Origin of the sequence: Idiomarina sp. Sol25, assembly GCF_033052775.1 — a bacterium.
Lineage (GTDB): Bacteria > Pseudomonadota > Gammaproteobacteria > Enterobacterales > Alteromonadaceae > Idiomarina.
Genome location: NZ_JAUPEW010000001.1, coordinates 384,246 through 410,395, shown reverse-complemented (window position 1 = coordinate 410,395; position 26,150 = coordinate 384,246). Strand labels below are relative to the sequence as shown.

Below are 26,150 nucleotides of genomic sequence, written 5' to 3'. Positions count from 1 at the left end.
CCTATTTTACCGCCTTTTGGCTTCACTTTGGCTTCTTAGCTACTAACAGAAACAACAAAAACTTTTATTTACAAAGGCTTAACAGGTAGCAGAACTGGCAATTTAGGACAGGGGGCGTTAGTTATAGGGTAAATTGCTGTTTTTTCGAGGTTTACAGGGGGTACTGGTCAAAAAAGGCTATTTTAATTCCCCCTTTAATTGCAGGTGGTGGATTGAGTTTTAGCCTAGCTGGTTGGTGTAACGCCAAGCCCACGTCCTGTAAGGGTTTAAGCTAAACTTTACACCGGTTTACACCGGCTTGGTGTAACGCTAAAGCTAGACAGGTAAAGGCTTTAATAGAGGTTTACACCAAAAAACAAAAATTCTAATTTTTTATTTACTCTTTTATCTCTCAAATTTTCTTTTTTGGTTTTTGGGATATTGGTGTAAAGTTCGCCCCAAAGCTAGGCTAGACAAGGGATTAGCGTTACCCCGAGTTGGTGTAAAGCTGGTGTAAACCTAGCCCCTAAAACGAAAAAAGGCGCATTTAAGCGCCCTTTGTTATCGTTAAGCGGTCTTATACCGCCGTTTTTGCCCTTGCTTATCAAGCGTTATCGTTCCGTCCTGTAGCATTGAATCGACAAGCTCATCAAAACGCTTTCGCTTAGGGTCTTTTTTCTCTAGCTCCTGCCATGCTCTCGGCTTCCTTACCATTTGCTTTAACCGGCTGTGTGTAATCCCTGCCCCTTTGCAGTTCCTGAGAATTGTTTGGGTTGCATGAGCAATTACATCAAGTTCGGTCGCGCTGCCACTTTCTGCGTATGCCTTGTGCAGTAAAAAGCGTATATCTTCAATGCTCTGTTGCACTAACGCATGAGCGTAGCGGGCGTGTTCCAGTGTTATCTTGCCACCGTCTAAGCCTAAAATGCTGGCTACCTTAAATAGCTGCTCTGGCGCTCGGGCATAAATACCACCTACAACGGCATGGTTTCGCTGTTCGTCCTCGTCATACCAGTCTACACAAGCGTCCAAAAAGTCCTCGGCTTCCGGTGTAACGCTGATAACCTGCCTTTGTCCTTGTATAGCGCCTAGCTGGTATTCAATGTGCTGTTGTAATGAAGCGTCCCCCATTACGTTACGTTTGCTTCGGTCTAGCTTAGAGCGCGTTTCGGGGCAACGTACAACAATTGTACGGCCTAAAAATCCGTTATCTACGTTACCTGCAGTTAAGAATGAATCTAGCCGCTCTGGTACGCTATGCCCCATTAAGGAAAAGAACGGGTCAGGCCAGCCGTTTACTATGTAATCATAGCGTAGCTTTGCTTTTTCTAGCGCCCGTTGCAGTTTGTCGCGCTCTTGCGTGTCATCTTCTGGCAGCTTGTCGAGTTTTGTTTCAAGGTCGTCTATGTCCTTTTTGAAGCCCTGCAATAGCTGGCGCTTTTCCATACCTCGGAACGTATAAAGGTTGGTTTCGCTCATTACCAGTATTTCGCGCTCCATTTTGGTTTCATAGGTTGCCGCGTTCGGGTTCTTCATAGCGCCTAAAAAGCTGTGAATCTCGTCCACTAGGTAAAGGCTCGCCCCGTCCCCTTCTACTAGGTTGTAAATCATATCCTTAAAGCTACCACTATCACCGTGTAGCAATCGGGAACAGCCAATACCACGCGCAAGCCCTTTCGCTACATTTTGCGCCGCTTCTTTACCGGCTGCCGTTGGAGCGATTGCCAGCGTTAAAAGGTTTAGCTTTTCTACATACTCACTACGGCGGTCAATACCTGCCAATGCCATAACATGAAGTGCGGCTAGAGGGTAAAGCTCTGGACGGTTACGGCGTGCCTTTTGTTTCATCAAGCGGCATATATCACCGGCAAGGCCAGGCGGTTCGGTTACGTCCACGTCTTTAACGTCCGGTAATGCGAGTTCGTCCGTTTTGTTCTCGCCAGTGAAGTCCCACTCTACCGCTGCCAGTTCTTGCGCCTGCTGTGCCATATATTGGCACTGGTTGTGCTTTGTGATGCTCTGGCCGTTCTCGCTGGTGAATAACTCGCCTGCAGCTTTTAGGGCTGCGTTTTGGTCGTTGCCATTCTCAAAGTAAGTAAACAGGTCGAACGCATCAATAATACGCGCTTTCCCGCTCTCTGTGAGTTTCCCGAGTCCGGCTTCCATATCGCTACCGTGGTGGCTTAATAGCTTTCCATCGTCTTTAACCTGCATCTGGTAATTGCCGCTTTCAGACAATGGTGAGCAAGCGCGCTCGCCTTTAACCTTGCCGCCATACTTATCGAGTAGGTCAGTTGCGCGGTACTCGGCTTTCCAAGCGTCTATGGGGCTTTTTAAGTCAGTTTGCAGGCGTTCCCTAGCCCTTTTAAGGCTTTGCTCCATACGTTCGTTACGTTCGCGCTCTGCGGCTTCTATGGCTTGTAACTCGGCGTGCAGTTCCTCGCCCCAATCATCAACCGATAAAGAGCCGCTGAACGGATCTAACTCGTAGTCGTAAAACTCGCCCTTGTTCGGTAGGTAGCAAATCTGGTTTGCGGTTTCTGTTTTGCGGTCGGGGGTAATGCCAGCGGATTCTAACTTGTCGTTAAGAATCTTTTGCAGGATCTCAAAGTCGCGCCCGCTAACAGGGTGAGCCAAAGGGATAACAAAGCGCCCTTTTTGCTTTTCTTCCGTTGCGCTGCGGCTTGTATACCCGAGCATATCAAAGGGCATTACACCTTGAGCTAGGCTAAAAGTTTCTTTCAGCGTTCGCCCTTGTGGTTCGTCAATATCCGCCCATAGTGCATAAAACTCGCCATTTTTGCGCTGTTCCACTACGTCACGGCTCGCAAGGTTTGAGAATATCGCCCATTGTGCGGAATCTTTAGCCACACTTTGGGGGGCTGCTGCCATATCCTCTATTTGGTCTAGCGTTACGCTAACGTAGGGTTTTGGATTTCGCTTATTTTTTGCACTGTGATATTGCCCAAAGCCCGAGCAAAGGGTAATATTAAGGCTGTTATCTTGATTGGTTAATGCGCTTACTTCGGTAGGCGCTTTTTTTTGTGCTTCCATTAGTGCGCCCCCTCTACAATTTCAACAATACCGCCAGCGATTAACGCCTTTACTTGATCGGCTTTGCGTTCAAGCTCTGCAATTAGCTCGCCTGCCAGTTGAGGTTTAGCACTGTTCCGAGCCGCTAGATATTGCGAGTAGTCAGCCATAAAGCTATCTAAAAAACGGGCGGCTTCATGGTTGTTCGCTCGAACGTGATTAAGAAAAATCTTGCGGTGCATTTCTTTTACGTTGCTCATAAGTCCATGCCCTCCGCTACAGTATCTTTACCTAACTTTGTTAGGCGTAAACAGATAGCTTTTCCCTTTACGTGCTGAAACGCTTCCACGTAGCCAAAGTTGTCTAAAATGTCGATAACTTCGCGGGTGGTTTTAGGTGTGAAACCATGCCATTTACCATGATGGATAAGCACCTCATAAGACTTGCTGGAATCCACCGCTAATCTTTCTAGTAAATCCCAAGCTAAACAGCTTTTGAGGTTTTTGCCCTTTAGTAGCTTTTGAGCAGGATTATGATTATTCATGCTTCTTTCTGGTACTTGTAACATGATTAAATCTCCTGCTCTGACAGCCACGCATCAAGGTCGCTTTTGCGGTAATAGCAAAGGCGTTCGCCCATTTTTAGTTTGCGTGGGAATGATGGGTCACGTTCGCTTAAACGGTGAAGCGTTACGCGGTGCATATTTAAGTATGCCGCCGCTTGGCTAGGCCGTAAAAGGTCGGTATCAGGTGTAGGAAATGACTCGGGTATTTTTGCTGGTGTTTTTGTGACGCTATCGAGCAAGCTAGTTACAAGCTCGGGTTGCTGCTTAATGATAGTCAAAAGCTCATCTTTTAACTTTTGGTCTGCATTGATTGTAGCCATGTTTAACCTCTAGTTGCTGGTGGTTTCATGGCTAATTTTTTCAATCAGGCGGTTTTGCTCTGGTCAGAAACAAAAAACAGTTTATGTCCGGTAATCAATAATCCGGTTCTTCGGGGTCATATTCGTACACTTCGACCGCTTTTTTATATTCCTCTTTTACGGCCTTTCTCTGCTCTGTTGTCAGATCGTCACGCTCTAGTAACTCTTCAATAGCTAACTTATACATAAATGCGCCCGCGCCCTGCTCTGCTACACCGGCTTTACCGGCTAATACCGCTCGCTGGATCGTTTTATCGCCCATTTCTCCGGTTGCATCACCTAATAACCCGCCTATCTGGTGGTTGTTTATTCCACATTGACGCAAGCAATAAGCCTGCAGATTCTTTATATGTCCGTCTGTACTCTGCCCTTTAGCTTTGCGTCCTGTTTTAACTTGCCACGGTTTAGCGTCTTTTCTAAATGCTTCTACACCATCGGCTATAAACTCAAGCAAAGCAGGGCTAGGCGTCTTTCCAGCGCGTACAGCTCGCACGAATAAATCAAGTTTTAAGTCAATCTCGCCTTTAGTCATCACTCGTCCCCCGCTGCTTTAGCCTTGCTTGGTTGTGGTTGCTCGTCAGCATAAAACTGCTTCATAATCGCTACGCTTCGGTTTAAATCTTGCTTGAAATAGTGACGCGCTATCATATCCCCATCTTTATGGCCTACCAGCGCCGCGATTTCTAACGGCGCTAACCCTTGTTTAACCCAGTCTGAAATAAAGTTGTGCCGGAAACTGTAAAAATGAATATCTTGCCGAACACCGGCCAGCTTTAAGACCTTTTTCCATTTTTTATCATAGACCTTTCTATCCCAAGCTCGCTCCAAGCCCTTTTTAGCCATTTTATCTGACGGAAACACAAGGCCGCTGGTTGGATTGCCTTGTTGTTTGCACCATGTACCTAATACCTCGGCAAGCTCTCCAAAAATAGGGAATTGCACCTCTGTGGGGTTTGGGTGGTGGTTTGTTTTTTTCGGGGTAAATTGCAAAATAGCGTACTCGCTCGCTTTAGCGTGTAGTTGCTTTATATTCTGCCAACGCAAGTTAAGAGCATCACTAGGACGCATACCGGTTAAGCGGGCTATATGACAAAAAGGGATAAACCAGTCCGCATAAGCTAGGCTAGACAAATCTGGCAAATGCTTATTTTTCTCTAAGCGTAGGCTGCGGTTGCGTTGCTCTACTAACTCCTGCCCATATCGCTTTAGTCCAGCTTGTATTTTTTCGCGTTCACTATCTGTCAGTAAGTCACGCGCAAGGTCGTATTCTTCGTTATGTTCGTCTTGGCGCTCTTTCTCATTTTGTGTCGCGCCTTTCAATTTCACACCTTTTAAGGGGAACTCTTTTAAAACTGGCTCATCGTTCACATGGCCGTTTTTCTCGCCAGCGGCATATTTAAGCATTGCCGCGAATGCTCCAAAGTATCCGCGCCTAGTCGTGTACCATACGCCTTTATAAGTTTTTCCTTTGCGCTTAAATTCGCGTTCCAGCATTTCGGACTCCCAGCGCCGCACGTCTTGAACGGTTAAATCGCTCATAGGAATATGCCAAAGGGACTGAAAGTGGTTTCTAATCTTATTTAGCGTAGCTCGGGCGCGTTCCTTTCCGGCGTATTCCTCTAAAGCCGGTGTATAAACTTCGTCAAAGTATTTACCCACCTTTAAACGGCTCTGAGCGCGTGCTTCTGCTTCCTTTTCACGCTTCTTGGCTAATGGGTCGGCTTCGCCTTTGGTCATTCCTAAACGCCACTCTAGGGCGATTTCAGCGGCCTGCTGCGGGTCTAAAGCTGGATAGTCACCAATACGCGCATTTACTCGTTTTCCCAATGCGTCTGTATAGCGCAAACGCCAAGCCGCCAACGCTGTTACTTTCTTCGTTTTGCCACTTTTTAAGGTTTTCTCGTAGCTGTCACGAACCTTTAACAGGTGAAAGCCTTTTATCTTGGTGCAGCCTATTTGGTCTTTTACCTTTCCTTTGTTAAGTAATTTATGCGCTGCAGTTTTACTTATTGACGTTTCCATAATTAGCCCCTTATCTTTATGGCTTCTCAAAAAACATGAAGCCAAACTGAAGCCATTATAGCGCAATAAACGGCTATTTCTAGCTACAAAAAGCTACAAACTAATTTAGGCAAAACAAGCCAAAAGGCAAGCTAAATAGGGATTAGGCCTTTGTTTATGCGGCTCTCAGGTTGTTGCGTGGGCTGGAATGGGGTGTCAGGGGTCGGAGGTTCAAATCCTCTCACGCCGACCAATTCTTCTTCTAGTGACACTCAAAAAAGCATTCATTGGTTTCATTCCGGTAAGCTAAGCTGCTCTCCCATTTCGGTTGTCACTCGCCAGTAACCTCCTCTAGCAGAACCTTTTCGAATTAATACCCCTTGTTCTTTCAATTTAGAAATGTGTTTTTCTACTGCGCGCGAGGAGATATTCAACACTTCTGCGACTCTGGCAGCACTCCATTCGGGTTGCTCATTTAATAGCCTTAGCACCATATTTCGTGTGCTAGTACCCGAATATCGACCTTTACCCGAACCGTTATCCGAACCTAACAGCGAACTTTTTACCGAACTTATTGCTATTTCTCTGGAAAAATCATGCGAAATATTCGCTTCTTCCAGCATAGCTGCTTTGTCTTTTTCTTCTTTCACTGTGGTTGAGATGCTCTGTTGTAAACAATCCAGAATAAACTCAACCATAAGACCTCTATCATTTTCACTAATTGAGCGCCGCAAGCAGTCAAGATATTCGTCTTTATTGAATTTAAAAGTTTGTTCAAAGCTTAACCAGGCAAACGCGGGATGCCATTGAGCTAAAATAAGGCTAAACCAAAGCCGGCCAATGCCTCCATTAGCGACAGAGAACGGCTGAATAAATTCGAACTGCTGTAAAAAAATAGCGGCTTTTATTAAAGGATGATCGTCACTTTCCTCTAACCAGGACAATAAACTTCTTACCGACTTCCCCGCCTGACCTGCGGGCGCGGTCATATGAACCAATTTGTTGTTTCGGTAAACGCCCATTCCCGTTGCACGATAGCTTCCGGCACTGGGCGTTACTGCGGCGCAAATCATTTGGTGAGCGTTTTTAAGATCTGATTCCGAATGTACATTCCACTCAGACAGTTTTTTATAGGCTTCGTCTAAGCGAATTCCCTCCAGCGGCTGTGACTGCTCATCCAGGCCAACCGATGCATGAGCTTTAATAGGCAGTTGTTGAGACTTAAACTCTTCCAAATTGCTTTTACCGGATTCAAGTAATGCTAACCAACGACCGAATTCGGTGCTTATTCGCGCCACTAAATTCACGCATTTACTGGTAATCAAATAATCTGCTGCTGCCATTTCTTATCAGTAACCCTGAGGTTACGCTCCGTTATTTGCTCTAATCTTTGTATGATTTTGGCCGATATGACGGTATTAGCTTAACGTATATATAAGCCGTAAGGTAATTATTTGAGGGCATCATGAATTTACAAAATAAATTAACTTTAAGTATGGCTATTGCTTTAACAACAATATTGGTCATTGCTATGGGCGTCTCGACCTTCATGATGCGCTCATTAATTGAGGAGCGGGTGACGGAGCAAGAGCTTCCTGCGGCTCTGGGCGAAATTCGCGGGGAAATAAGCCAGTTAATTACCACCCCTATGTTGGTTTCTCAAGAGCTGGCCAACAACCAATATTTAATCGATGCCCTAAAAAGTGATGAACCTGAAAGTGTACAGCAGGAAATTACCCGCTACCTTAGCCGTATACATCAAGAAAGAAGCGCTGTTACAGCCTTCACTGTCAGTAAAGGAAGTAATAACTACTATACTGCTGACGGTCTATTTAAAACAATGTCACCTAATGAAGAACGCGACCAGTGGTTCTTTAACTTTGTAAATGGCAATACTTATCAGGAACTGAATTTTGATGTGGATGAGTTATCTGGCATACCGACCGTCTTCGTAAATGTCCGTATCAGTGACAATGATCGCACTCTTGGGGTCGGTGGTATAGGCCAGAGTCTGGAAGCATTGCAAAATGCTGTTGCCAATTTTAATGTCGGTGAAAATGGCATCGCCTACCTGGTTAATGAGGAAGGTAAAATCCAGATCCATCCCCGCATAAGCAATTTCCGAAAATTATCAGAGGAGGTTGGCAGCGCTGTGGCTGATAACCTAATGAGCGATAACGAAGTCGAAATCGGTTACACCAACCAAAGCGGAGAGGATTTAATCGTAGCCAGTACTTACCTGCCGAACAGTAACTGGCGAATTGTTATTGAGTTACCGGAGAGCGAACTATATGAAGGGCTCAATCAGACGGTCATGGCCATAATACTTATTAGCTTAGTGATTGGCTTATGCTTTGTTATAGCCAGTTGGTTTTATGCCCGAAGTATTGTTCGTCCAATAAAATACGTGGCCAATAGCCTTAACCGGATGTCCAACGAGGGGGGCGATTTAACGCAGCGCCTGGATATCAATAGTAGTGATGAAATTGGGGATTTGGCAAACGGCTTTAATGCTTTTGTCGCCAACCTTGGTAGTATCATTACTCATGTCCGAAATACAGCTTACGAAGTCAATGAGAAAGTGCAAGGTATCGATAATTCGATGATGCAAATCGATAATCTGTCCCGGGAGCAGGAAAACAAAACCGATCAGGTCGCGGTTGCAATGAGTGAGATGGAAACAACGGTTAGAGAAATTGCCGAAAACTCAAACCAGACAGCCAATCACGCCAGTGCGTCGCAGCAAACCACTTCTCAGAACCAGCAGCAATTACAAAAAGCGGTTGCTACCATGCAAGAGTTGTCAACCTCTATGCAAAGCGCAGCAGGTTCAGTAGAGAATCTAGCGACAGAAGTTGCCGGTATTGTGACTGTCATTGATACTATCGAGAGTATTTCGGAACAAACCAACTTACTGGCGTTAAACGCAGCTATTGAGTCAGCCCGGGCTGGTGAAGCCGGACGAGGCTTTGCTGTGGTGGCGGACGAGGTACGAACCTTGTCGCAACGAACCAGCGAGTCGACAGAGCAAATTCGTCAGAAAATTCAGAGCTTGCAACAGGGTTCTAAAGCAGCAGTTTCAGCGATGGATGCGAACCGCACTAAGGCCGAAAGCACGAGCGAGCGTATTGTTGCGGCTAATGAAAAGCTCAACGATTTAGTTGTTCTGATACAGGAAACTGCTGATATGAGTACTCAAATTGCTACTGCAACAGAAGAGCAAGCTTCGGTCAGTCAAGATGTAGCCAAGAATATCCAGGCAATTGCCGACTTCTCTACGCAGGTATCAACGGCAGTTAAAAGCAGCCATAGTGAGTGCGAGCAGATGTCGTCTCTTGCCGATAGCTTACGCACTCAACTTGAGCAATTTAAAACGTAATATCAGCGAACAGCGATTGCAGCCTTGCCACTTCGCTTTCTTCAAGCGGTTGCATTGGCTGTTTTCCCCAAACTGGCGCCGGCCAGGCAACGTCAGTTTGGAACCGCGCTATATGATGCACATGCAACTGCGGAACCTGATTTCCTAAAGCAGCAACATTGAGTTTATCGGGTTGGTATTCAGCTTTTAGCCAGTGGCAAAGAAACCGGCTTTCTTGCAGCAACTGCAGTTGGTTATCTTCAGAGAGATCTATGGCTTCGCGCACGTCTGCTACTTTAGGAACCAACAAAAACCACGGAAACTGTCTGTCATTCATGACTCTGACTTCGCATAGCGGCCAATCGGTTAAATGGTAACTGTCTCTGGCTAATTCCGGAGATAATGTATATTCCATGACCTATCCTTCTAGTAATGTTTCAAGAAACCGTTTAAACAGTGCATTAGTTTGCGGCAGGCTGTCAATTAAACGGTGATCATCATTCACCAGGTGTAACTCTGCCCTGGTTCTCTCCGCATAACGCCAACTGTTTTCGACAGGAACAATATGGTCGTTCCAGCCATGAACAATTTGAGCCTTACAAGCCGGTGTTAGTTCGTCAAAATTTGCCTGACCACCTAAGTAAAAGGCCGGAGCCATTAAGAACAGCCCCCGGCTCTTTGTTTTAGCTGCTGCAACCGTTGCCACGTAACCGCCCATACTGGAGCCAACCAGTAAGAAATTTTCCGTTAGTGCTTCAATATAAGTCGTGAGTTTTTCCACGCGCTGATCAGGATCATCAATAACCTGATAATCGACACTGGTTACGCTAAACCCTAAAGCTTCAGCGGTTTTTGCTAAAACTTTAATTTTGGTGCCCCAGGGACCGCTCTCTTTTCCGTGATTAAAAATAACCTGCATTTAGCAATTACCTATATTTTGTGCTTAGATAGAACCATCAGATATAACAATTAAATAACAATGTAACCTTTTATCATGATAGTAAAAACGTTCATTATAAAGAAAGGCGGTTACTATGACCTTTAACAAGCAACTTGTTGCGCTGTACACCGCATTATCTATAGTGGTTTTGTTTAGCTCAAGCAGCCTTGCCGGGCAGGAGGACATTATCTGGGGAGTAAACTCCTCTCCCCCTTTTCATATATTTGATGGCAAGTACGAAGAGCAAGGTTTTTGCGATGCTTTAGTCAGCAGCTTTCAGCGCCAGCTACCGGAACTGTCGCACAAGGTCAGAAAGTTGCCCTCCCGCCGCATCACCATGCTTATGCGAAAGAACAAGAATCTGTGTTTTCCCTGCCTGATTAAAGAAGCAAGTTATAATTCCGAATTTAATTACACCAAAACAACTCACCGGTACCAACCGCACGGTATTATTACCCGTGCTGACACAGCGGCCAGGCTCATTGGAAAGTATGGTCAACCAGTAGATTTTTCCAGTCTGGTTCAGGACTCAAACTTACGCTTTGCGCAACCCGCTGAACGCCGTTACGGCCGCCTGCAGCCTCTGCTGGAAGAGCACCTTATTGATTCAGATAATTTTAGTTTCATCAGCGGCGACAATGCCCACATCAATTTGCTGACCATGATAGTCAACGAGCGTATTGATTACACTATCGATTATGAAATGATCATGACTTACTACAACAAAACCAAGTTTAAAAGCAATGGACTGGTGTTTTTGCCTATTGAAGAATACGAGGGTGTGGTTATAGAGGGAGCGGTTGGCTGCAGTAATAATGAGTGGGGACATAAAGCCGTTCGACACCTTAATGGGGTCATCAACGAGCTTCAAGCTGATCCGGACTTTCAGCAAAGCCTGGATCAGTGGCTAGGAACCAATCGCCCAATGTTTGATTAAGCAAAGCGCTGTTGTAAATACTCGTTAATGTCGTCGGACTCATACATCCACTGTACTTTATCGTTCTGCTCAATGCGCAGACACGGCACTTTAACTCTGCCGCCGCCGTCTAACAGCTCTTGTCTGTGCTGCTCATTATTTTTTGCATCTCTTAATTCTATATTCAGATTAAGGCGGGCAATTTCCTTACGTACCTTGACGCAAAACGGGCAAGCAGCAAATTGATACAGAGCCAACGACTTGCAGGCTTCATCTACCTGTTGCTGAGCCTCATCACTGCGGCTCTGGCCTTTTGGCGTGGTCAACTTTTCAATCAGTAAAACAATAGGCGTTAAAATAAGCCGTAGAGTACGAAAAAAGTAACGAATAATAATTCTCATAAAAATACAACCAGACTGCCTGTTAAAGATGCCGCTATTCTAACGTGTTTAAGGTAAAGCGTCAGTCTTTTAGCTGAACGCTTTTCACTTTCCGTTTAAAGCTTCTGCAGCAATTTCGAGCGACCTTAAACGAGCCTGATGCTCAAAGGCATGACAGGTAAGAATAACTTCATCTATACCGGTATCATCAATAAACTGATTAATATGTCGTTGAACTGAATCCTTAGTGCCAACCGCCGTATAAGTTAATGCATGATTCGCCCCGGCCAGTTCATGAGGTGCAGCAGCCTTTCTTATGTCATCCACAGGTGCTTTTAAAGGCCCGGGTGTACCACGTCGCAACGCAATAAACTGTTGTTGCATTGAGCTCATCATTCTTCGCGCATCGTTTTCGCTGTCTGCAGCAAAAACATTCATTGCCGCAGCAACATAGGGTTTGCTGAGGTAACGCGATGGACGAAAGTTTTCGCGATACGCTTTTAATGCATGCTGCAAATAGTCTGGTGCAAAATGCGATGCAAAGGCATAAGGCAAACCTAAATGCGCAGCAAGCTGAGCGCCAAAAGTGCTTGAGCCGAGCAACCACACCGGAATTTTCTGTCCAAATCCGGGCACCGCTTTAATCGCATCGCTTTCCTGTGCTTCTTCCAGATAACCTAAAAGCTCCTGAACATCGTTAGGAAACTGTTCGGCGTCGTCGGGTTTACGTCTTAACGCCCGTAAAGTTCGACCGTCTGTTCCTGGTGCTCTGCCCAGACCAATATCGACACGCCCGGGGTACAAAGCATCTAACGTACCAAACTGTTCAGCGACTACGAAAGGCGCATGGTTCGGCAACATAACACCGCCGGAACCTACCCGGATTTTTTCGGTTTTACCGGCGACGTAACCTAAAGCAACCGCGGTTGCGGCCGAGGCAATTCCAGTCATATTGTGATGCTCAGCCATCCAGAAACGGTGGTAACCCCACCGCTCTGCATGCTGGGCTAAATCAGCCGAGTTATGCAATGATTCAGCCACTGACCCGCCTTCCGTGACAGGCGCTAAATCAAGAATTGAGTATTTCATCGTAACTTACATCTCTTGCTTGGTTGGGCGAATGATCATTTCATTCACGTCAACTTGCTGAGGTTGCTCAATTGCAAACGTAATGGCGCGGGCAATAGCCGCCGAATCAATCGCGTCTGAATATAAATCGTCAGCCATTTCTTTTGCGTCTTTGTCACTAATGTGGTCTGTCAATTCTGTTGCTACAGCACCGGGTGAAATATTGGTGGCGCGAATTTCACCGTTAGATTCCTGACGAATGCCTTCAGAAATCGCTTTTACCGCAAACTTGGTTGCGCAATACACCGTTCCGCCGGCAAAGACTTTCTGGCCTGCAACCGATGACAGGTTGATGATATGACCGACATGCTGTTCGCGCATAACGGGTAATACAGCAGCTACGCCATATAGAACACCTTTAATGTTCACATCGATCATGGTGTCCCACTCATCCACTTTCAGCGCATCGAGCGGGGCCAGTGGCATAAGCCCAGCGTTATTAATCAGTACGTCAATACGACCAAATTCCGCTTTAGTATCATCAGCCAGTTTTTGTACGGCTGCTTTGTCGGTTACGTCAACCACACGGTAAGCTGCCTGGCCACCGTCTTTTTCAATTGACTCAGTCAATTCTTTTAGGCGATCTTCGCGGCGCGCCGCTAACATCAGTTTTGCGCCTTTTGCCGCAAGCATACGAGCGGTTTCTTCGCCTAAGCCGCTGCTTGCACCCGTAATAATGACAACTTTATCTTGTACTTCTGACATAGCTTTACCTCCGGTTAGTGCTATTGGTCAACTGCCCCTAACTGCTTTAATATCATGTCTTCAAAACGCAGTAGCGGCAGCATAGAACGCTGAACTTTGGCTCGCAGTAATGCTCCCTGCCAACCAGAAAGAATGAAGGCTCCCATCTGTGCGGTATCAATGCATTGCTGAATTTGCTGTGCGTCCTGCGCAGCTTTTAAACACCGAGCAATACGCTGCTCCCAGTCAGAAAAAATGCCATCTAACCGTTCGCGAAATAAATCACTCTGCGAGGCCATTTCCTGACCCAGGTTGCCTATCAAACAGCCTTTGGAAAAATCACACGATTTTAAGTCCTCTACCGAGCGACGCAAATAACTGCGCAAACGATCAACTGGTTCCAGTTTTTCGTTAGCCAGAGTTTCGTCCATACGTGCTTCGTAATCCTCGGCGTAGGTTTCGATAACAGCGAGGCCAAAATCATTCTTACTTTTGAAGTAATGATAAAAAGAGCCCTTGGGCACCTGCGCCTCGCTCAGAATTTTATTCAACCCGGTGCTGACGAACCCGTGTATGGATATCAGGTCAGCACCGATTGTTATGATATTTTGTCGTGTGTCATTCTTAGTCATGCGACCTATATTAGACCAGTCGTCTAGAAACTTCAAGATAAGCTTATCAATTGTAATTACAGAGCTTCGGCAATGGGCTCCGGCCAGACACCGCACTGGACTTTAGCAATGTGGTCGCTTTGTAAAATTTGCATCACCACCCGCGACTGCCCTATTCCTCCACCGATAGTTAAAGGCAACTCACCCGCTAACAAGGACTGGTGCCAGGGTAGCTGGAGCTTTTCTTCCTGTTGGCTAATAACCAACTGTCGCTTTAATGCCTGCTGGTCAACACGTATCCCCATAGACGAGAGTTCCAGCGCGTCATCTAATGCCGGGTGCCAGACAAGAATGTCGCCGTTTAAACCAGTACTACCCTCCTCGTTGACAGAACTCCAGTCATCATAGTCCGGCGCTCTGACGTCATGCGCATGACCATGACTCAGCTCACCACCAATGCCCACCAGAAATACTGCTCCATACTGCTTAACCACCTCACGCTCACGCTGTTTTGCGGTAAGGCTTGGGTAAGCAGTGATCAAGTCCTCGGCATGCACAACATGAATTGCCTCTGGCAAAGTTCCCGTGCCACCGTGTTGTTCAATGTATTGCTGCTCGGTTTGACGCAGAGCACCATAAATACGCTCAACTGTCTGGATCAGAAACTCCAGCGAACGCTGCTCTTCAGTAATGACTTTTTCCCAGTCCCACTGATCAACGTAAACAGAATGTACGGAACTCAAAGCTTCTTCGTCGGGCCGCAGAGCTTTCATCTGGGTAACGATGCCCTCACCGGCACCAAAGCCGTAACGGCCAAGGGTAAAGCGCTTCCACTTAGCCAACGAATGAACTACTTCATAATCTTTGTCGGGCACGGCTTTTACTTTGACTGCAACCGCCTTTTCCCAGCCCGACAGATCATCCTGAACACCACTGCCCAATTCACTTAGTAGTGGCGACTGCACTTCAATAAGCCCGAGCTGAAGCTGCAACTGCTGAGTGAAGCAGGCTTTTACGAACTGAATCTTCTGTTGCTGTAACATGTATTGTGACTTCATAAATACTCCGAATCGTTAATAAAAGAATAAAAACACGATTCAATTAATACCTTTTATAACTATTTATTCAATAACGTTTAACAAAAATAGCTTTACTTATTATTTTCCGTTAATTTATAAGCAAGTTAATTAACAAAGCTTTAATAAAACATGAAAAAATCACCTGAAAATTATCAAATCGATGATCTGGACCGTTCCATACTTCGAACTCTGATGGACGAGGCTCGTATTCCTTATGCTGAGCTGGCTAAACGCTATAAAGTGAGTCCGGCCACTATTCACGTGCGGGTTGAAAAAATGAAGCGCGCCGGAATTATTGAGGGCACACGTTTACAGGTTAACGCCAAACGCTTAGGCTACGATGTCTGTTGTTTCATTGGCATTACCTTGAAAAGCGCGGGTGACTATCCGGCCGCAATTGAAAAACTGGAAAAGCTCGAAGAAGTTATTGAGGCGTACTACACCACCGGGCAGTACAACGTCTTTATTAAAATTATGACACCGTCAATTAACGAGCTACAACACACGCTAATCAATCGAATTCAGGCTATTGATGAAATACAATCGACGGAAACGCTCATTTCATTACAGCAGCCAATTAACAGAGACATACAGCCATGAGTCAGGAAATTAAGCTAACAGAATACAGTCACGGTGCCGGTTGTGGCTGCAAAATATCGCCACAGGTTTTATCAAGCATTTTGCAAAGCAAACTGGATATAGCACCCGATCCTAAACTGCTGGTGGGTAACAGCACCCGTGACGATGCTGCCGCCTATGACTTAGGCAACGGTCAGGTTGTATTAAGTACTACCGACTTCTTTATGCCAATTTGTGATGACCCTTTCGACTTTGGCCGCATAGCTGCAACAAACGCTATTAGCGATATTTACGCTATGGGCGGTCAGCCTTTAATGGCTATCGCTATTTTCGGCTGGCCAATCAACAAACTACCAGCGGAAGTGGCGCAGCAAGTTATTGATGGGGGGCGACAGGCTTGTGCTGACGCGGGCATTATGCTTGCTGGCGGACACAGCATTGATGCGCCAGAGCCAATTTTTGGGCTAGCAGTTACCGGTCAGGTAGAAAAACAAAAACTCAAACAAAACGATACGGCCCGGGAAGGTGATGTATTAATGCTGACCAAACCATTAGGGGTTGGTATTTTAACTACAGCACAAAAACAGAAAAAACTGTTGCCCGAGCATAGCGGAATTGCAATTGAAACCATGTGCCAGCTGAATCGAATTGGCAGCGTCTTTGCAGATATTAAAGGCATTAACGCCATGACAGACGTGACCGGATTCGGTTTAGCTGGACATTTAATTGAAATGGCTGAAGGTGCCGACCTTTATGCAAAAATACAGTTCGATACAATCCCGACCTTGCCCCACGTACACGACTACCTCAATCAGGGCTGTGTTCCCGGGGGCAGCCTGCGCAACTTCGAGAGCTACGGTCAGCATATTAGCCCGGTACCTGAGCAACAGCGTAACCTTTTATGTGACCCGCAAACTTCCGGCGGCTTACTTATCAGCGTGGCAAAAGAAGACGTTGAAGCCGTTTATCAAACCTGTCGCGAGCATAATCAGTCAATACAGATTATTGGTGAGCTTTATCGTGCTGAGATGCAAACCTACCGAGTGGTTGTTGAATAAATGTCTGGTCAATGGATAACCCACTCACAATTTGACGAACTCTTTATTAACGGTACACCTTTGCTGGATTTAAGAGCTCCGGCGGAATTTAAAAAAGGCGCTTTTAATACCGCGGTGAATCAACCTCTAATGACAGATAACGAGCGCGCAAAAGTGGGTACTTGTTATAAACAGCACGGCCAGGATGCCGCCATTGCGCTGGGACACGAGCTGGTCAGCGGGAAAACCAAACAACAAAGAGTTAGTGGCTGGAAACGTTTTTTCAGTACACATCCAGATGGCCTGATTTACTGTTTTCGGGGCGGTTTGCGATCACAAATAGTACAACAGTGGTTAAACGATGAAGGCGTTGCCCGACCGCGTATTGAGGGCGGTTATAAAGCACTCAGACAACACCTGATTCAGCGCACGCAAGAGCTTGCCGCCGACTTTAACTGGATTGTCGTAAGCGGCCGTACCGGCTGTCAGAAAACCGAGTTTATTAAGAATCAACCGAATTCAATTGACTTAGAAGGATTGGCGCATCACAGGGGGTCCGCATTTGGACGTTACCCGGAGCCTCAACCCACCCAAATTGACTTTGAAAATCAATTAGCCGTTGAACTGATAAAACTTAAGTCTCATGGCGCGACCACCCTCTTTATTGAGGACGAAGGCAGTCATATTGGCTCGGTTTCCGTTCCTGAGTGCCTGCGCCATGCCACTCACAAAGCTGAGCGGCACCCTATTGAGGCAAGTATAGAGCAACGTGTGGAAGTCATTTACCAGGAATATGTTGTAGCCGCCGAGGCTCTTTACCCGTCACGTGAGCAGTTTGAAAATTATTTACTCGACAGTCTAACCCGAACTCGCAAACGACTGGGCGACCTTCGCTTTCGCCAACTGTTCGGTATATTGCAACGGGCGTTAAGCCATGACAGCGCAGAACTGCATAAACAGTGGATAGAAGGCTTACTGGTTGACTACTACGACCCCATGTACGACTACCAAATGAAAAAGCGATAAGCATCGCTAAAAATCTGCGACCCGCCGAAAACAACAGTCAATGCGTTAAGCTTTTGTTATGGTATTGGCATAATAACACCAAGGGGATCTATCTATGTTGAAGCGAATGTTAAGTCGTGTCACCGCGGCCGCATTGGTCATCGTTGCCCTGCCTTCTATGGCGGTAACAAAAGACCTTTCTTACTACCTGCCACAGGATGTCAGTTACAATCCGGAAATTACCAAACCCAAAGATGTGCTGGGTTATCAGGTTGGTGAATGGCATGCCCGCCCCGAGCAAATTGTAAAATATATGGAAGTTCTGGCCGAAGAGTCAGATCGTATTACGCTGGAAGTCACCGGTCGCACACATGAGCAGCGTCCTTTGTTACTTCTGACCGTCACTTCAGAAGACAACCACCGCAATATTGATGACGTTCGTGAGCGTCATTTGGCCGCCGCTGATCCAAACCGTGATGCTGATCCGGACAATACCCCAGTGGTCATGTACATGGGCTATAGTATTCACGGGGACGAATCGAGCGGCAGTAATGCAGCAATATTGTTTGCTTATTACCTTGCAGCCGCTGAAGGCGAAGCCGTAGATGAGCTTTTGAATGATTCCGTTATTCTGCTTGATCCGGCGTTTAACCCGGACGGTCTTGCCCGTTTTGCACAGTGGGCAAACCAGCACCGCAGTCAAAACCTGGTTGCCGATCCTCAACACCGGGAACATGTACAACCCTTTATTCGTGGCCGGGTTAACCATTACTGGTTCGATATGAACCGTGACTGGTTGTTGCTACAGCACCCTGAATCGCGCGCGCGCGTTGCAAACTTTCAAAAGTGGAAGCCAAACGTACTGACCGATTATCACGAAATGGGAACCAACAGCACGTATTTCTTCCAGCCGGGTATTCCGTCTCGTAAAAACCCATTAACGCCGGATGAAAACGTGCGCTTAACGGAAATTTTGGCGGCAGAACACGCTGACTCGCTGGATGATATTGGCAGCCTGTATTACACCGAAGAATCATTTGATGATTTTTACTACGGCAAAGGCTCTACCTACCCTGACATTCAGGGAGCTGTCGGCATTCTATTTGAACAAGCCTCCAGCCGCGGACACCTGCAGGACTCGGTTAATGGTGAGGTCAGCTTCCCGTTCACTATTCGTAACCAGTTTGTCGCCTCTCTCAGTACCATTTACGGCACTCACAAAAATAAAAGTCGTTTTATTGAGTTTCAGGAGCGTGCGTACGATGAAAGTATGGAAGCTGCGCAAAAGACGAAATTCGAAGGTTATTTAATTGGAGACTCAAGCGATCCGTCGCGTGTGGAAGGCTTACTGAAAATCTTTAAGCAGCACGGTATTAAAGCTTACCGCGTAGAAAAAGATATTGAGCAAAATGGCACTCAGTTTAAAGCCGGAAGCAGTTATTATATCCCTCTGGCTCAGGCTCAATACGGTTTGATTCAGGGAATATTCAGTACGCGCAAGAACTTCCCGAACAATACCTTCTACGATGTTTCGGGCTGGACTTTACCGTTAGCTTTTAACGTACCATTTGAGACTCACCGTGGTCGTATTCAAATAGCGGATAACGCCTGGGATGCGCCAAAACGTAAAACATCAGCTCTCACTGATGCTTACGCCTACGCATTTAACTGGAACGACTACCACGCTCCGGGCTTATTACAGGAGTTGCTGGAGCAGAACATTCACGTTCGTCAGACCACCAAGCCCTTTACTGTAAAAGGTGAACAAGGCCGCCAGGAATTTTCAGCAGGCTCTATTGTTGTACCTAAGGCCTATCAGCAATTGGAATGGCGCGATGTACAACGTCGGCTGGCCACCGCAGCAAAAGAGAAAGGTATTCAGGTAACCTCTATCGAGACCGGATTAACACCAGAAGGTGTCGACCTGGGTAGTCGCAACATTCAGCCGGTAGACGAGCCCAGCGTAATGATGCTGACCGGAGCGGGTGTTAACCTATACGAAGCTGGTGAAGCCTGGTACTACCTTGACCGCCACGTTGGTATTCCATTGTCGATGGTTGATACTGAACGTTTATCCAGCGCTGACTTAACTCGTTATAGCCATATTATTATGGTGGACGGACATTACAGCAATTTAGATAAACAACTGCGTAAGAAAATTCAAAACTGGGTAAGCCAGGGTGGCACAATAATCGGTCAGCGCGGTGGTGCTGAGTGGTTAGCAGAGAATGGTCTTCTACAAACTCGCTTTGTTGATGACGCCGTATTCCAGAACGCTTTTGCTAAAAAACAGTTAAGTTACGAAGAACGTAACGATTTTTACGCCGAGCAGCGTATTGCCGGAGCGATATTCTCAATGGATGTCGATACTTCTCATCCGTTATTCTTTGGCTTCCCGCGTGACCAAATGCCGGTGTTCAAGAATACGGCAGCCGCTATGGAAGAACCGGAGTCGCCTTTTGTTTCAGTTGCCCGCTATTCGGAGCAGCCTCTAATGAGTGGCTACACGGATGAGCGCAATCGCGAAATACTAAAAGGTAAAACCAATATTGCCGCTCATCGCTTAGGCAGCGGTCAAGTAATTGGTTTTGCTGACAACGTTAATTTCCGCGCCTATTTTTGGGGAACCGCTAAATTACTCAGTAATGCCATTTATTTAGCTCCCCGTATTCAGGTTTATGCAAAAAAACTGGACGATAAAGCGGCAGCTGATGCCACCGCTGAAGCTCATTAATTAATCAGCTTCTATAAAGTAAAAACCGCTGGGACTTTCCGTCTTAGCGGTTTTTTTACAATTACCTATATTGGTTATTTTTCTAATCATGGTCTACCTTACTAATTGAATCTTCTAAATTAATCAGTGAGGTGAATATGTTGCGTTGGGTTCTTATCTTTCTAGCTGTGGCTGTAGTTGCTGCTATTTTAGGCTTTGGTGGAATTGCGGGAACAGCAGCCGGAATCGCTAAAATTATCTTCTATATCTTTATTATTCTCTTTGCAATTTCTTTAGTTGTTCGCCTGCTTCAGGGTAATAAAAGGCTTTAAATGTTTTAGCCTTTATTAGATATTAGACATTGGTCGCATGCCAACCGTTATTGAGTTTACGCTACAATAACAGTTGGCATTTTTCGTTTCCTGTCTAACACTACAACAATGAGGCTCTTGCCATGAACGCAATCGTAATGATGGTTCTGGGTTTAGGCGCAATGTTTCTCGGTTACGTTTTTTACTCTAAATTCATTGCTGAGAAAATTTTTAAGCTCGATCCTGATTTCAGAACACCCGCTCACGAATTAGAGGACGGCGTCGACTTCGTCCCTACCAATAAATACGTTCTGTGGGGCCACCACTTTACTTCTGTAGCCGGTGCAGCACCTATTATTGGTCCTGCCATTGCGGTTATCTGGGGTTGGGTACCTGCTTTCTTATGGGTTATTTTCGGTACCATATTTTTTGCTGGTGTACACGATGCCGGCGCTATCTGGGCAAGTAACCGTAATAAAGCCAAATCTATTGGTAACCTGACCGGCGATGTTGTTGGAAAGCGCTCTCAAACGCTGTTTATGATCGTTATTTTCCTGGTGTTATTAATGGTCAATGCAGTATTCGCTACCGCTATTTCGGGGCTGCTGATTAAATTCTCCAGCTCAGTAGTTCCGGTTTGGGGGGCCATATTTGTCGCGCTTATTATCGGACAAATTATTTTCCGTAAATGGATGGGCTTGGGTGCTATATCCATTATCGGTGTACTGGCGCTGTACGCACTTATCTGGGCAGGTCCGTCCTTCCCTATAGAATTGCCGGAAACGGTCATGGGTATTAGCGACAACGCGCAATGGGTTCTTATCCTGTTTGGCTACGCAGCCATTGCTTCGTTACTGCCTGTTTGGATGTTGCTTCAGCCACGAGACTACATCAACGGTCTGCAGCTTTTCATTGGTCTTATTTTGCTTTACGGCGCCACGTTACTACTGGCTCCGGAAATTTCAGCTCCGGCCTTCAATAGCAACACTCCGGAAGGCACCCCATCAATGTTGCCGCTGCTGTTCGTCACCATAGCCTGCGGGGCAATTTCGGGCTTCCACGGCCTGGTTGCATCGGGCACAACCTCGAAGCAACTTAATAAAGAAACCGATGCCCGCTTTGTCGGATACTTTGGCGCAGTTGGCGAAGGTTCATTGTCATTGGCGACCATCATCGCTGCAACAGCCGGCTTTGCAACATTAGCTGACTGGGAAGCGGTCTACTCTTCTTTCGGACAAGGTGGCGTATCAGCCTTTGTTGAAGGTGGCGCTAACATTATTAGTCGGGGCCTCGGCCTGGACATTGGTGTATCGGAAACACTACTGACGGTTATGGCAGTGCTTTTCGCCGGTACCACCATGGATACAGGTCTTCGCCTCCAGCGTTATATTTTCCAGGAATGGGGAAACATCTATAACATCAACTGGATGCAAAAAGCCCTTCCAGCTACCCTGCTTGCGGTTGGTAGCTGTTTATTGTTGGCCTTTGGCGCTGGTGGTGCCGACGGTTCCGGCGGCTTAGTTATCTGGCCTCTGTTTGGTACCACAAATCAGTTATTAGCCGGTTTAACCTTACTGGTTATTACTGTCATGCTGGTTCGCCTTGGCAGACCTATGTATTACACGTTAATACCATTAGTTTTCCTGCTGATAATGACAGTCTTCGCGCTTATTGTGCAGCTCAAGGACTTTTACAACAGCGGTGACTGGTTCTTAATGGGTCTGGATTTAGTCGTACTGGTTGCAGCTATCTGGATTGGTCTTGAAGCTAGTGCAGGCTTATCTAAAATCCGTAAGGAACAAAAAGCTCAGAAGAAACACTATTAAACAGGAGTAAGTAGCATGAATATACAGTCAGTCCGCCGTTGGTTCAGCCGGGCAAGTGATTTGGCCAATGAGTTCTATAATGCGCCCTATCGCTCAGCTATTGCCCGGGCAAAGCGCGACGAAGACGATTTATTCATGCTACTGGTTTTTTCTGAAATGATGGGCGTGCCGAACCCGGCCGCCTATTATACTTTAGAGTTACAGCCATTAATGCTGGAACGTTTCCACGAATGGCATCAACGTATGGGAATGGAACACTCACCTCTTGATCATTTCCGTTGTTGCTAATTTTATAACCCGACCAAAAACAGGGTTCTTTTCTCATGTTGTTAAGCGATAAAAAAGTTTTATTAATTGGTGGTAAAGGCGGAGTTGGTAAAACAACCGTGTCTTCTGCTCTGGCGGTTCTTGCTGCCCGTCAAGGCAAAAAAGTCCTGTTGGTTTCAACCGATCCGGCACATAGCCTAGCCGATGTTTTCGACAAAAAAATCGGTGATAAAAAAACTGTCATGCGCGAAAATTTAACCGCATTAGAAATTGACCCTGACCATGAAGTTAAAGCTCATATCGATAGGGTCAGTTCTCAAATGAAACGCTTTACTAACCCCGACCTTTTTCCTGAAATTGAACGTCAAATGCGCTTAACCCAGCAGTCGCCGGGGGCTCAGGAAGCTGCTTTGCTGGAACGCATTTGCAACGTTATTGATGAAGCCGAAAAGGACTATGACTTACTCATTTTTGATACAGCCCCAACCGGGCATACCCTGCGTTTATTGACGTTACCCGAGGCAATGGCTGCCTGGACTCAGGGTATGTTGCGTTCGCAAAAGCGTTCCGAAGACTTCGACTCAGTTCTTGAGCACTTATCGCCCAAAGCCGGTAAAGACATTAATAACCCAATGGCTGACCCCAAAGACAATGCCAGCGACGGTATGACCGACCGTACCAGAGCAATTACAGAACAGTTATTAACTCGACAACGGCTTTTTCAACGCACCCGGCGCTTATTGCAGGACAGCAGTTACACATCCATATTGTTTGTGCTGACACCCGAGCGGCTGCCTATCCAGGAAACCGATCGTGCATTACAGTCATTAACAGCAGAAAAGTTACCCGTTGGTGGTGTTGTCATTAATCGGATTTTGCCTGAACAGGCTGACGGCAGCTTTTTGGCCAAACGCAGGCTTCAGGAAAAAACTTACATAGAAGACATTCACAAACGTTTTAAAGCATGGCGAAATTACTCCCTTTATCTATTAGAAGAAGATGTACAGGGTCTCGACGCATTAGAGGCCTTTGCAAATAGTCTGGAGCAAGCAGGATTTTCATCCTAATTGCCATCTTTGTCATCGCTTTCTCTAATAAGACGTATAAAGTGTGATTGTTATGAATTAAGGAGAAGACTATGCGCGCTGTAGGATACAAAGAATCACTTCCGGCCGAAGACCCAAATTCACTGCTGGATATTACCGTCGATGATCCGACTCCCGGAGAAAAGGATCTACTGGTTAAAGTTAAAGCCGTAGCCGTTAACCCGGTTGATACCAAAATCAGAATGCGCATGGCGCCTGAGTCTGGCCACAAAATTATTGGCTGGGATGCTGTCGGCGAAGTTGTCTCTACCGGAGATAAAGTAACCGGCTTTCAAACAGGAGATCGTGTTTGGTACGCGGGTGATTTGACCCGACCAGGTTGTAACGCGCAATTGCAAACCGTTGATTATCGCATTGTAGGCAATGCCCCGGCGAATCTCGATGACACTCAGGCCGCCGCCCTCCCCCTGACCAGTATTACTGCCTGGGAAATTCTGTTCGATCGCTTACAGCTTGATAAACCGTCACCGCATAACAAGAGAATTCTGTTAGTCATTGGCGGAGCCGGTGGTGTTGGATCTATCTTAATTCAGCTTGCCGCTCAGCTAACCGATGTTACCATTATCGCTACCGCCTCCCGCGCAGAATCTCAACAATGGGTAAAAGCTCTTGGGGCCGACCACGTTATTAATCATTACGACGACTTAGCCGAGCAAATAGAGTCTGTTGGCGCCTCCCCGGTAACCGATGTGGCCTGTTTGACTCACAGCGAACAATACTTCGCGCAATGTACGAAATTGATGGCGCCTCAGGGTCGCTTTTGCCTCATAGATGACCCATCCGAAAGTCTCGATATTACCCTGATGAAGCAAAAAAGCATCAGCTTGCACTGGGAGTTTATGTTTACCCGTTCTATGTTTACTACGGCAGACATGATAAAGCAGCAGGAATTACTGAACCACATAGCGAGAATGGTCGAAAAAAGCCAAATCCGTTCGACTCTTGGTAAAAATTTTGGCGAAATGAACGCGGATAATCTCCGGAAGGCGCATCAGGCTATAGAAAGTCAGAAAACTATCGGAAAAATAGCGCTAACTGTTGCCGAATAGTTTTACAAACATACATGAATGTATGTATAATTCCGGATTGATATAAATTAATAGGTCAGAGGTAATTTAATGAACACGCGTTTTAGGTTTGCCCCCATTTTTGCCGCGAGTCTTCTATTAACGGGAGCACTCAGCGCATGCAGCGACCAACAACAGCAGCAACAAGGCCAGCAACAAGCAGCTCAGGTTGACGTAATTACCGTAACGCCTGAGTCAATCAGTCTTAGTACCGATTTGCCTGGACGTACAGCAGCCTATCGGGTTGCTCAAGTTCGCCCGCAAGTTAGCGGGGTATTGCTGGAACGAACTTTTGAAGAAGGCGCCTTTGTAGAAAAAGGACAGCAACTTTATCAAATTGATCCGGCCGTTTATGAAGCGGAATTAGCCAGTGCTGAAGCTGAAGTTGAAAGCGCAAAAGCTGTTTTACGCAGCTCAGAGCTTCGTTATAAACGTTTTCAGGAACTGCTTGAAGAGAACGCAGTAAGCCAGGACGAGTTTGATAGTGCAGAAGCTACCTTTTATCAAAACAAAGCGGCTGTTTCAGTGGCTGAAGCCAAATTAAAAAATGCCAGCATTAACCTTGAGTACACGAAAGTCAACGCACCCATTAACGGTGTCATTGGCCGTTCTAACTTCACTGAAGGTGCATTATTAACAGCATCTCAGCCTGAACCTTTGGTTACGATTAATCAACTGGATCCAATTTATGTTGATATCAACCAATCCAGTAAGCAGTTTATGAAGTTACAAGCTGATATAAAATCCGGCCGTATTCAGGCGAACGAGAAAGGTAATGCACCCGTTCGTCTTAAATTAAATGGTCTGGATTACGATCAAAAAGGTGAACTGCTTTTCTCTGAAGTCAGTGTCGATGAAGATACAGGAGCAATTCTATTGCGTGCTGAATTCCCTAACCCGGATAACACACTGTACCCAGGCATGTTTGTGCGTGCTGAAGTGAGTGAAGGCACTATCAACTCAGCCATTAAAGTACCGCAAAAAGCTGTAACTCGAGACCCCAGAGGACGACCTTATGTCATGCTGGTAAATGATGACAAAAAAATTGAACAACGGATGATAACGACAGAACGCGCTGTAGGCAGCAGTTGGTTAGTATCTGAAGGCCTTAAAGAAGGCGATACCGTTGTCACTTCAGGTCTGCAAAAAATTCGTCCGGGCGCATCGGTGACTATCGATTCATCTAACTCTGAACAGCAGCAGTAA

At 46.2% G+C, this 26,150-nt stretch carries 26 protein-coding genes; 12 read left to right on the top strand and 14 right to left on the bottom strand.

Features of this window, described 5'->3' with window-relative positions:
• Positions 1 to 546: 546 nt before the first annotated feature.
• From Q5L94_RS01975 to Q5L94_RS01945, 7 genes are all read right to left on the bottom strand, one after another.
• The gene (locus Q5L94_RS01975) at positions 547 to 3,033 is read right to left on the bottom strand and encodes a hypothetical protein (protein WP_317496815.1); all 2,487 of its coding nucleotides are present in this window, start codon (positions 3,031 to 3,033) and stop codon (positions 547 to 549) included.
• Positions 3,033 to 3,272: a hypothetical protein gene (locus tag Q5L94_RS01970; protein WP_317496814.1), complete on the bottom strand. Its 240-nt coding sequence runs from the start codon at positions 3,270 to 3,272 to the stop codon at positions 3,033 to 3,035. Before Q5L94_RS01970 ends, Q5L94_RS01975 begins: the two co-directional genes overlap by 1 nt.
• Positions 3,269 to 3,580 (bottom strand): hypothetical protein, encoded by a 312-nt coding sequence (locus tag Q5L94_RS01965; RefSeq protein WP_317496813.1) that lies wholly within the window; start codon positions 3,578 to 3,580, stop codon positions 3,269 to 3,271. Before Q5L94_RS01965 ends, Q5L94_RS01970 begins: the two co-directional genes overlap by 4 nt.
• Before the next feature lie 2 nt (positions 3,581 to 3,582).
• Positions 3,583 to 3,897 carry a helix-turn-helix transcriptional regulator gene (locus Q5L94_RS01960; protein ID WP_317496812.1) on the bottom strand — a complete coding sequence of 105 codons (315 nt, stop codon included), beginning with the start codon at positions 3,895 to 3,897 and terminating at the stop codon, positions 3,583 to 3,585.
• A gap of 94 nt (positions 3,898 to 3,991) precedes the next feature.
• The gene (locus Q5L94_RS01955) at positions 3,992 to 4,468 is read right to left on the bottom strand and encodes a hypothetical protein (protein ID WP_317496811.1); all 477 of its coding nucleotides are present in this window, start codon (positions 4,466 to 4,468) and stop codon (positions 3,992 to 3,994) included.
• Entirely contained in the window at positions 4,468 to 5,958 is a 1,491-nt protein-coding gene (locus Q5L94_RS01950; RefSeq protein WP_317496810.1) for a tyrosine-type recombinase/integrase, read from the bottom strand. Before Q5L94_RS01950 ends, Q5L94_RS01955 begins: the two co-directional genes overlap by 1 nt.
• Before the next feature lie 272 nt (positions 5,959 to 6,230).
• Entirely contained in the window at positions 6,231 to 7,280 is a 1,050-nt protein-coding gene (locus Q5L94_RS01945; protein ID WP_317496809.1) for a Fic family protein, read from the bottom strand.
• Positions 7,281 to 7,402: 122 nt separating this feature from the next.
• On the opposite strand from Q5L94_RS01945, the gene Q5L94_RS01940 reads away from it, so the two are divergent.
• Positions 7,403 to 9,316: a methyl-accepting chemotaxis protein gene (locus Q5L94_RS01940; RefSeq protein WP_317496808.1), complete on the top strand. Its 1,914-nt coding sequence runs from the start codon at positions 7,403 to 7,405 to the stop codon at positions 9,314 to 9,316.
• Here the strand turns inward: Q5L94_RS01940 and Q5L94_RS01935 are convergent.
• Both Q5L94_RS01935 and Q5L94_RS01930 read right to left on the bottom strand, forming a co-directional pair.
• Positions 9,306 to 9,710 carry an HIT family protein gene (locus Q5L94_RS01935; protein WP_317496807.1) on the bottom strand — a complete coding sequence of 135 codons (405 nt, stop codon included), beginning with the start codon at positions 9,708 to 9,710 and terminating at the stop codon, positions 9,306 to 9,308. The genes Q5L94_RS01940 and Q5L94_RS01935 overlap by 11 nt on opposite strands.
• 3 nt (positions 9,711 to 9,713) lie before the next feature.
• Entirely contained in the window at positions 9,714 to 10,214 is a 501-nt protein-coding gene (locus Q5L94_RS01930; protein WP_317496806.1) for an alpha/beta hydrolase, read from the bottom strand.
• Positions 10,215 to 10,329: 115 nt separating this feature from the next.
• Between Q5L94_RS01930 and Q5L94_RS01925 the strand changes: the two genes are divergently transcribed.
• The gene (locus Q5L94_RS01925) at positions 10,330 to 11,172 is read left to right on the top strand and encodes a TIGR02285 family protein (RefSeq protein WP_317496805.1); all 843 of its coding nucleotides are present in this window, start codon (positions 10,330 to 10,332) and stop codon (positions 11,170 to 11,172) included.
• Here Q5L94_RS01925 and Q5L94_RS01920 read toward each other — a convergent pair.
• The 5 genes from Q5L94_RS01920 to asnA form a co-directional block, all read right to left on the bottom strand.
• Positions 11,169 to 11,552: a glutathione S-transferase N-terminal domain-containing protein gene (locus Q5L94_RS01920; RefSeq protein ID WP_317496804.1), complete on the bottom strand. Its 384-nt coding sequence runs from the start codon at positions 11,550 to 11,552 to the stop codon at positions 11,169 to 11,171. The genes Q5L94_RS01925 and Q5L94_RS01920 overlap by 4 nt on opposite strands.
• Positions 11,553 to 11,636: 84 nt before the next feature.
• Positions 11,637 to 12,620 (bottom strand): LLM class flavin-dependent oxidoreductase, encoded by a 984-nt coding sequence (locus Q5L94_RS01915; RefSeq protein WP_317496803.1) that lies wholly within the window; start codon positions 12,618 to 12,620, stop codon positions 11,637 to 11,639.
• A gap of 6 nt (positions 12,621 to 12,626) precedes the next feature.
• A complete protein-coding gene (locus Q5L94_RS01910) occupies positions 12,627 to 13,364 on the bottom strand; it encodes an SDR family oxidoreductase (RefSeq protein WP_317496802.1) in 738 nt (245 codons plus the stop codon).
• Between the two features lie 20 nt (positions 13,365 to 13,384).
• The gene (locus tag Q5L94_RS01905) at positions 13,385 to 13,975 is read right to left on the bottom strand and encodes a TetR family transcriptional regulator C-terminal domain-containing protein (RefSeq protein WP_317496801.1); all 591 of its coding nucleotides are present in this window, start codon (positions 13,973 to 13,975) and stop codon (positions 13,385 to 13,387) included.
• A gap of 56 nt (positions 13,976 to 14,031) precedes the next feature.
• A complete protein-coding gene (asnA, locus tag Q5L94_RS01900; protein WP_317496800.1) occupies positions 14,032 to 15,012 on the bottom strand; it encodes an aspartate--ammonia ligase in 981 nt (326 codons plus the stop codon).
• Positions 15,013 to 15,162: 150 nt separating this feature from the next.
• Here asnA and asnC point away from each other — a divergent pair, with 150 nt between their 5' ends.
• The 10 genes from asnC (at position 15,163) to Q5L94_RS01850 (ending at position 26,150) form a co-directional block, all read left to right on the top strand.
• On the top strand, positions 15,163 to 15,633 hold the full coding sequence (gene asnC / locus Q5L94_RS01895; RefSeq protein ID WP_317496799.1) for a transcriptional regulator AsnC: 471 nt from the start codon (positions 15,163 to 15,165) through the stop codon (positions 15,631 to 15,633).
• Positions 15,630 to 16,670, top strand: coding sequence for a selenide, water dikinase SelD (gene selD, locus Q5L94_RS01890; protein ID WP_317496798.1), 1,041 nt, complete (start codon positions 15,630 to 15,632; stop codon positions 16,668 to 16,670). The genes asnC and selD overlap by 4 nt, the downstream gene beginning before the upstream one ends.
• On the top strand, positions 16,671 to 17,675 hold the full coding sequence (gene mnmH, locus Q5L94_RS01885; protein WP_317496797.1) for a tRNA 2-selenouridine(34) synthase MnmH: 1,005 nt from the start codon (positions 16,671 to 16,673) through the stop codon (positions 17,673 to 17,675). It abuts the gene before it with no gap.
• A 94-nt stretch (positions 17,676 to 17,769) separates the two neighbouring features.
• Positions 17,770 to 20,388, top strand: a complete 2,619-nt coding sequence (locus Q5L94_RS01880; protein WP_317496796.1) for a M14 family metallopeptidase — start codon at positions 17,770 to 17,772, stop codon at positions 20,386 to 20,388.
• Between the two features lie 137 nt (positions 20,389 to 20,525).
• A complete protein-coding gene (locus tag Q5L94_RS01875; RefSeq protein WP_016341288.1) occupies positions 20,526 to 20,699 on the top strand; it encodes a DUF1328 domain-containing protein in 174 nt (57 codons plus the stop codon).
• 122 nt (positions 20,700 to 20,821) lie between these two features.
• Entirely contained in the window at positions 20,822 to 22,504 is a 1,683-nt protein-coding gene (locus Q5L94_RS01870) for a carbon starvation protein A (RefSeq protein WP_317496795.1), read from the top strand.
• A 15-nt stretch (positions 22,505 to 22,519) separates the two neighbouring features.
• Positions 22,520 to 22,792 carry a cory-CC-star protein gene (locus Q5L94_RS01865; protein WP_011233950.1) on the top strand — a complete coding sequence of 91 codons (273 nt, stop codon included), beginning with the start codon at positions 22,520 to 22,522 and terminating at the stop codon, positions 22,790 to 22,792.
• 35 nt (positions 22,793 to 22,827) lie between these two features.
• Positions 22,828 to 23,838, top strand: a complete 1,011-nt coding sequence (locus tag Q5L94_RS01860) for an ArsA family ATPase (protein ID WP_317496794.1) — start codon at positions 22,828 to 22,830, stop codon at positions 23,836 to 23,838.
• Positions 23,839 to 23,909: 71 nt separating this feature from the next.
• Positions 23,910 to 24,926 carry a zinc-binding alcohol dehydrogenase family protein gene (locus Q5L94_RS01855; RefSeq protein ID WP_317496793.1) on the top strand — a complete coding sequence of 339 codons (1,017 nt, stop codon included), beginning with the start codon at positions 23,910 to 23,912 and terminating at the stop codon, positions 24,924 to 24,926.
• A 69-nt stretch (positions 24,927 to 24,995) separates the two neighbouring features.
• Complete coding sequence (locus Q5L94_RS01850; protein WP_317496792.1) at positions 24,996 to 26,150, top strand: efflux RND transporter periplasmic adaptor subunit; 1,155 nt, start codon at positions 24,996 to 24,998, stop codon at positions 26,148 to 26,150.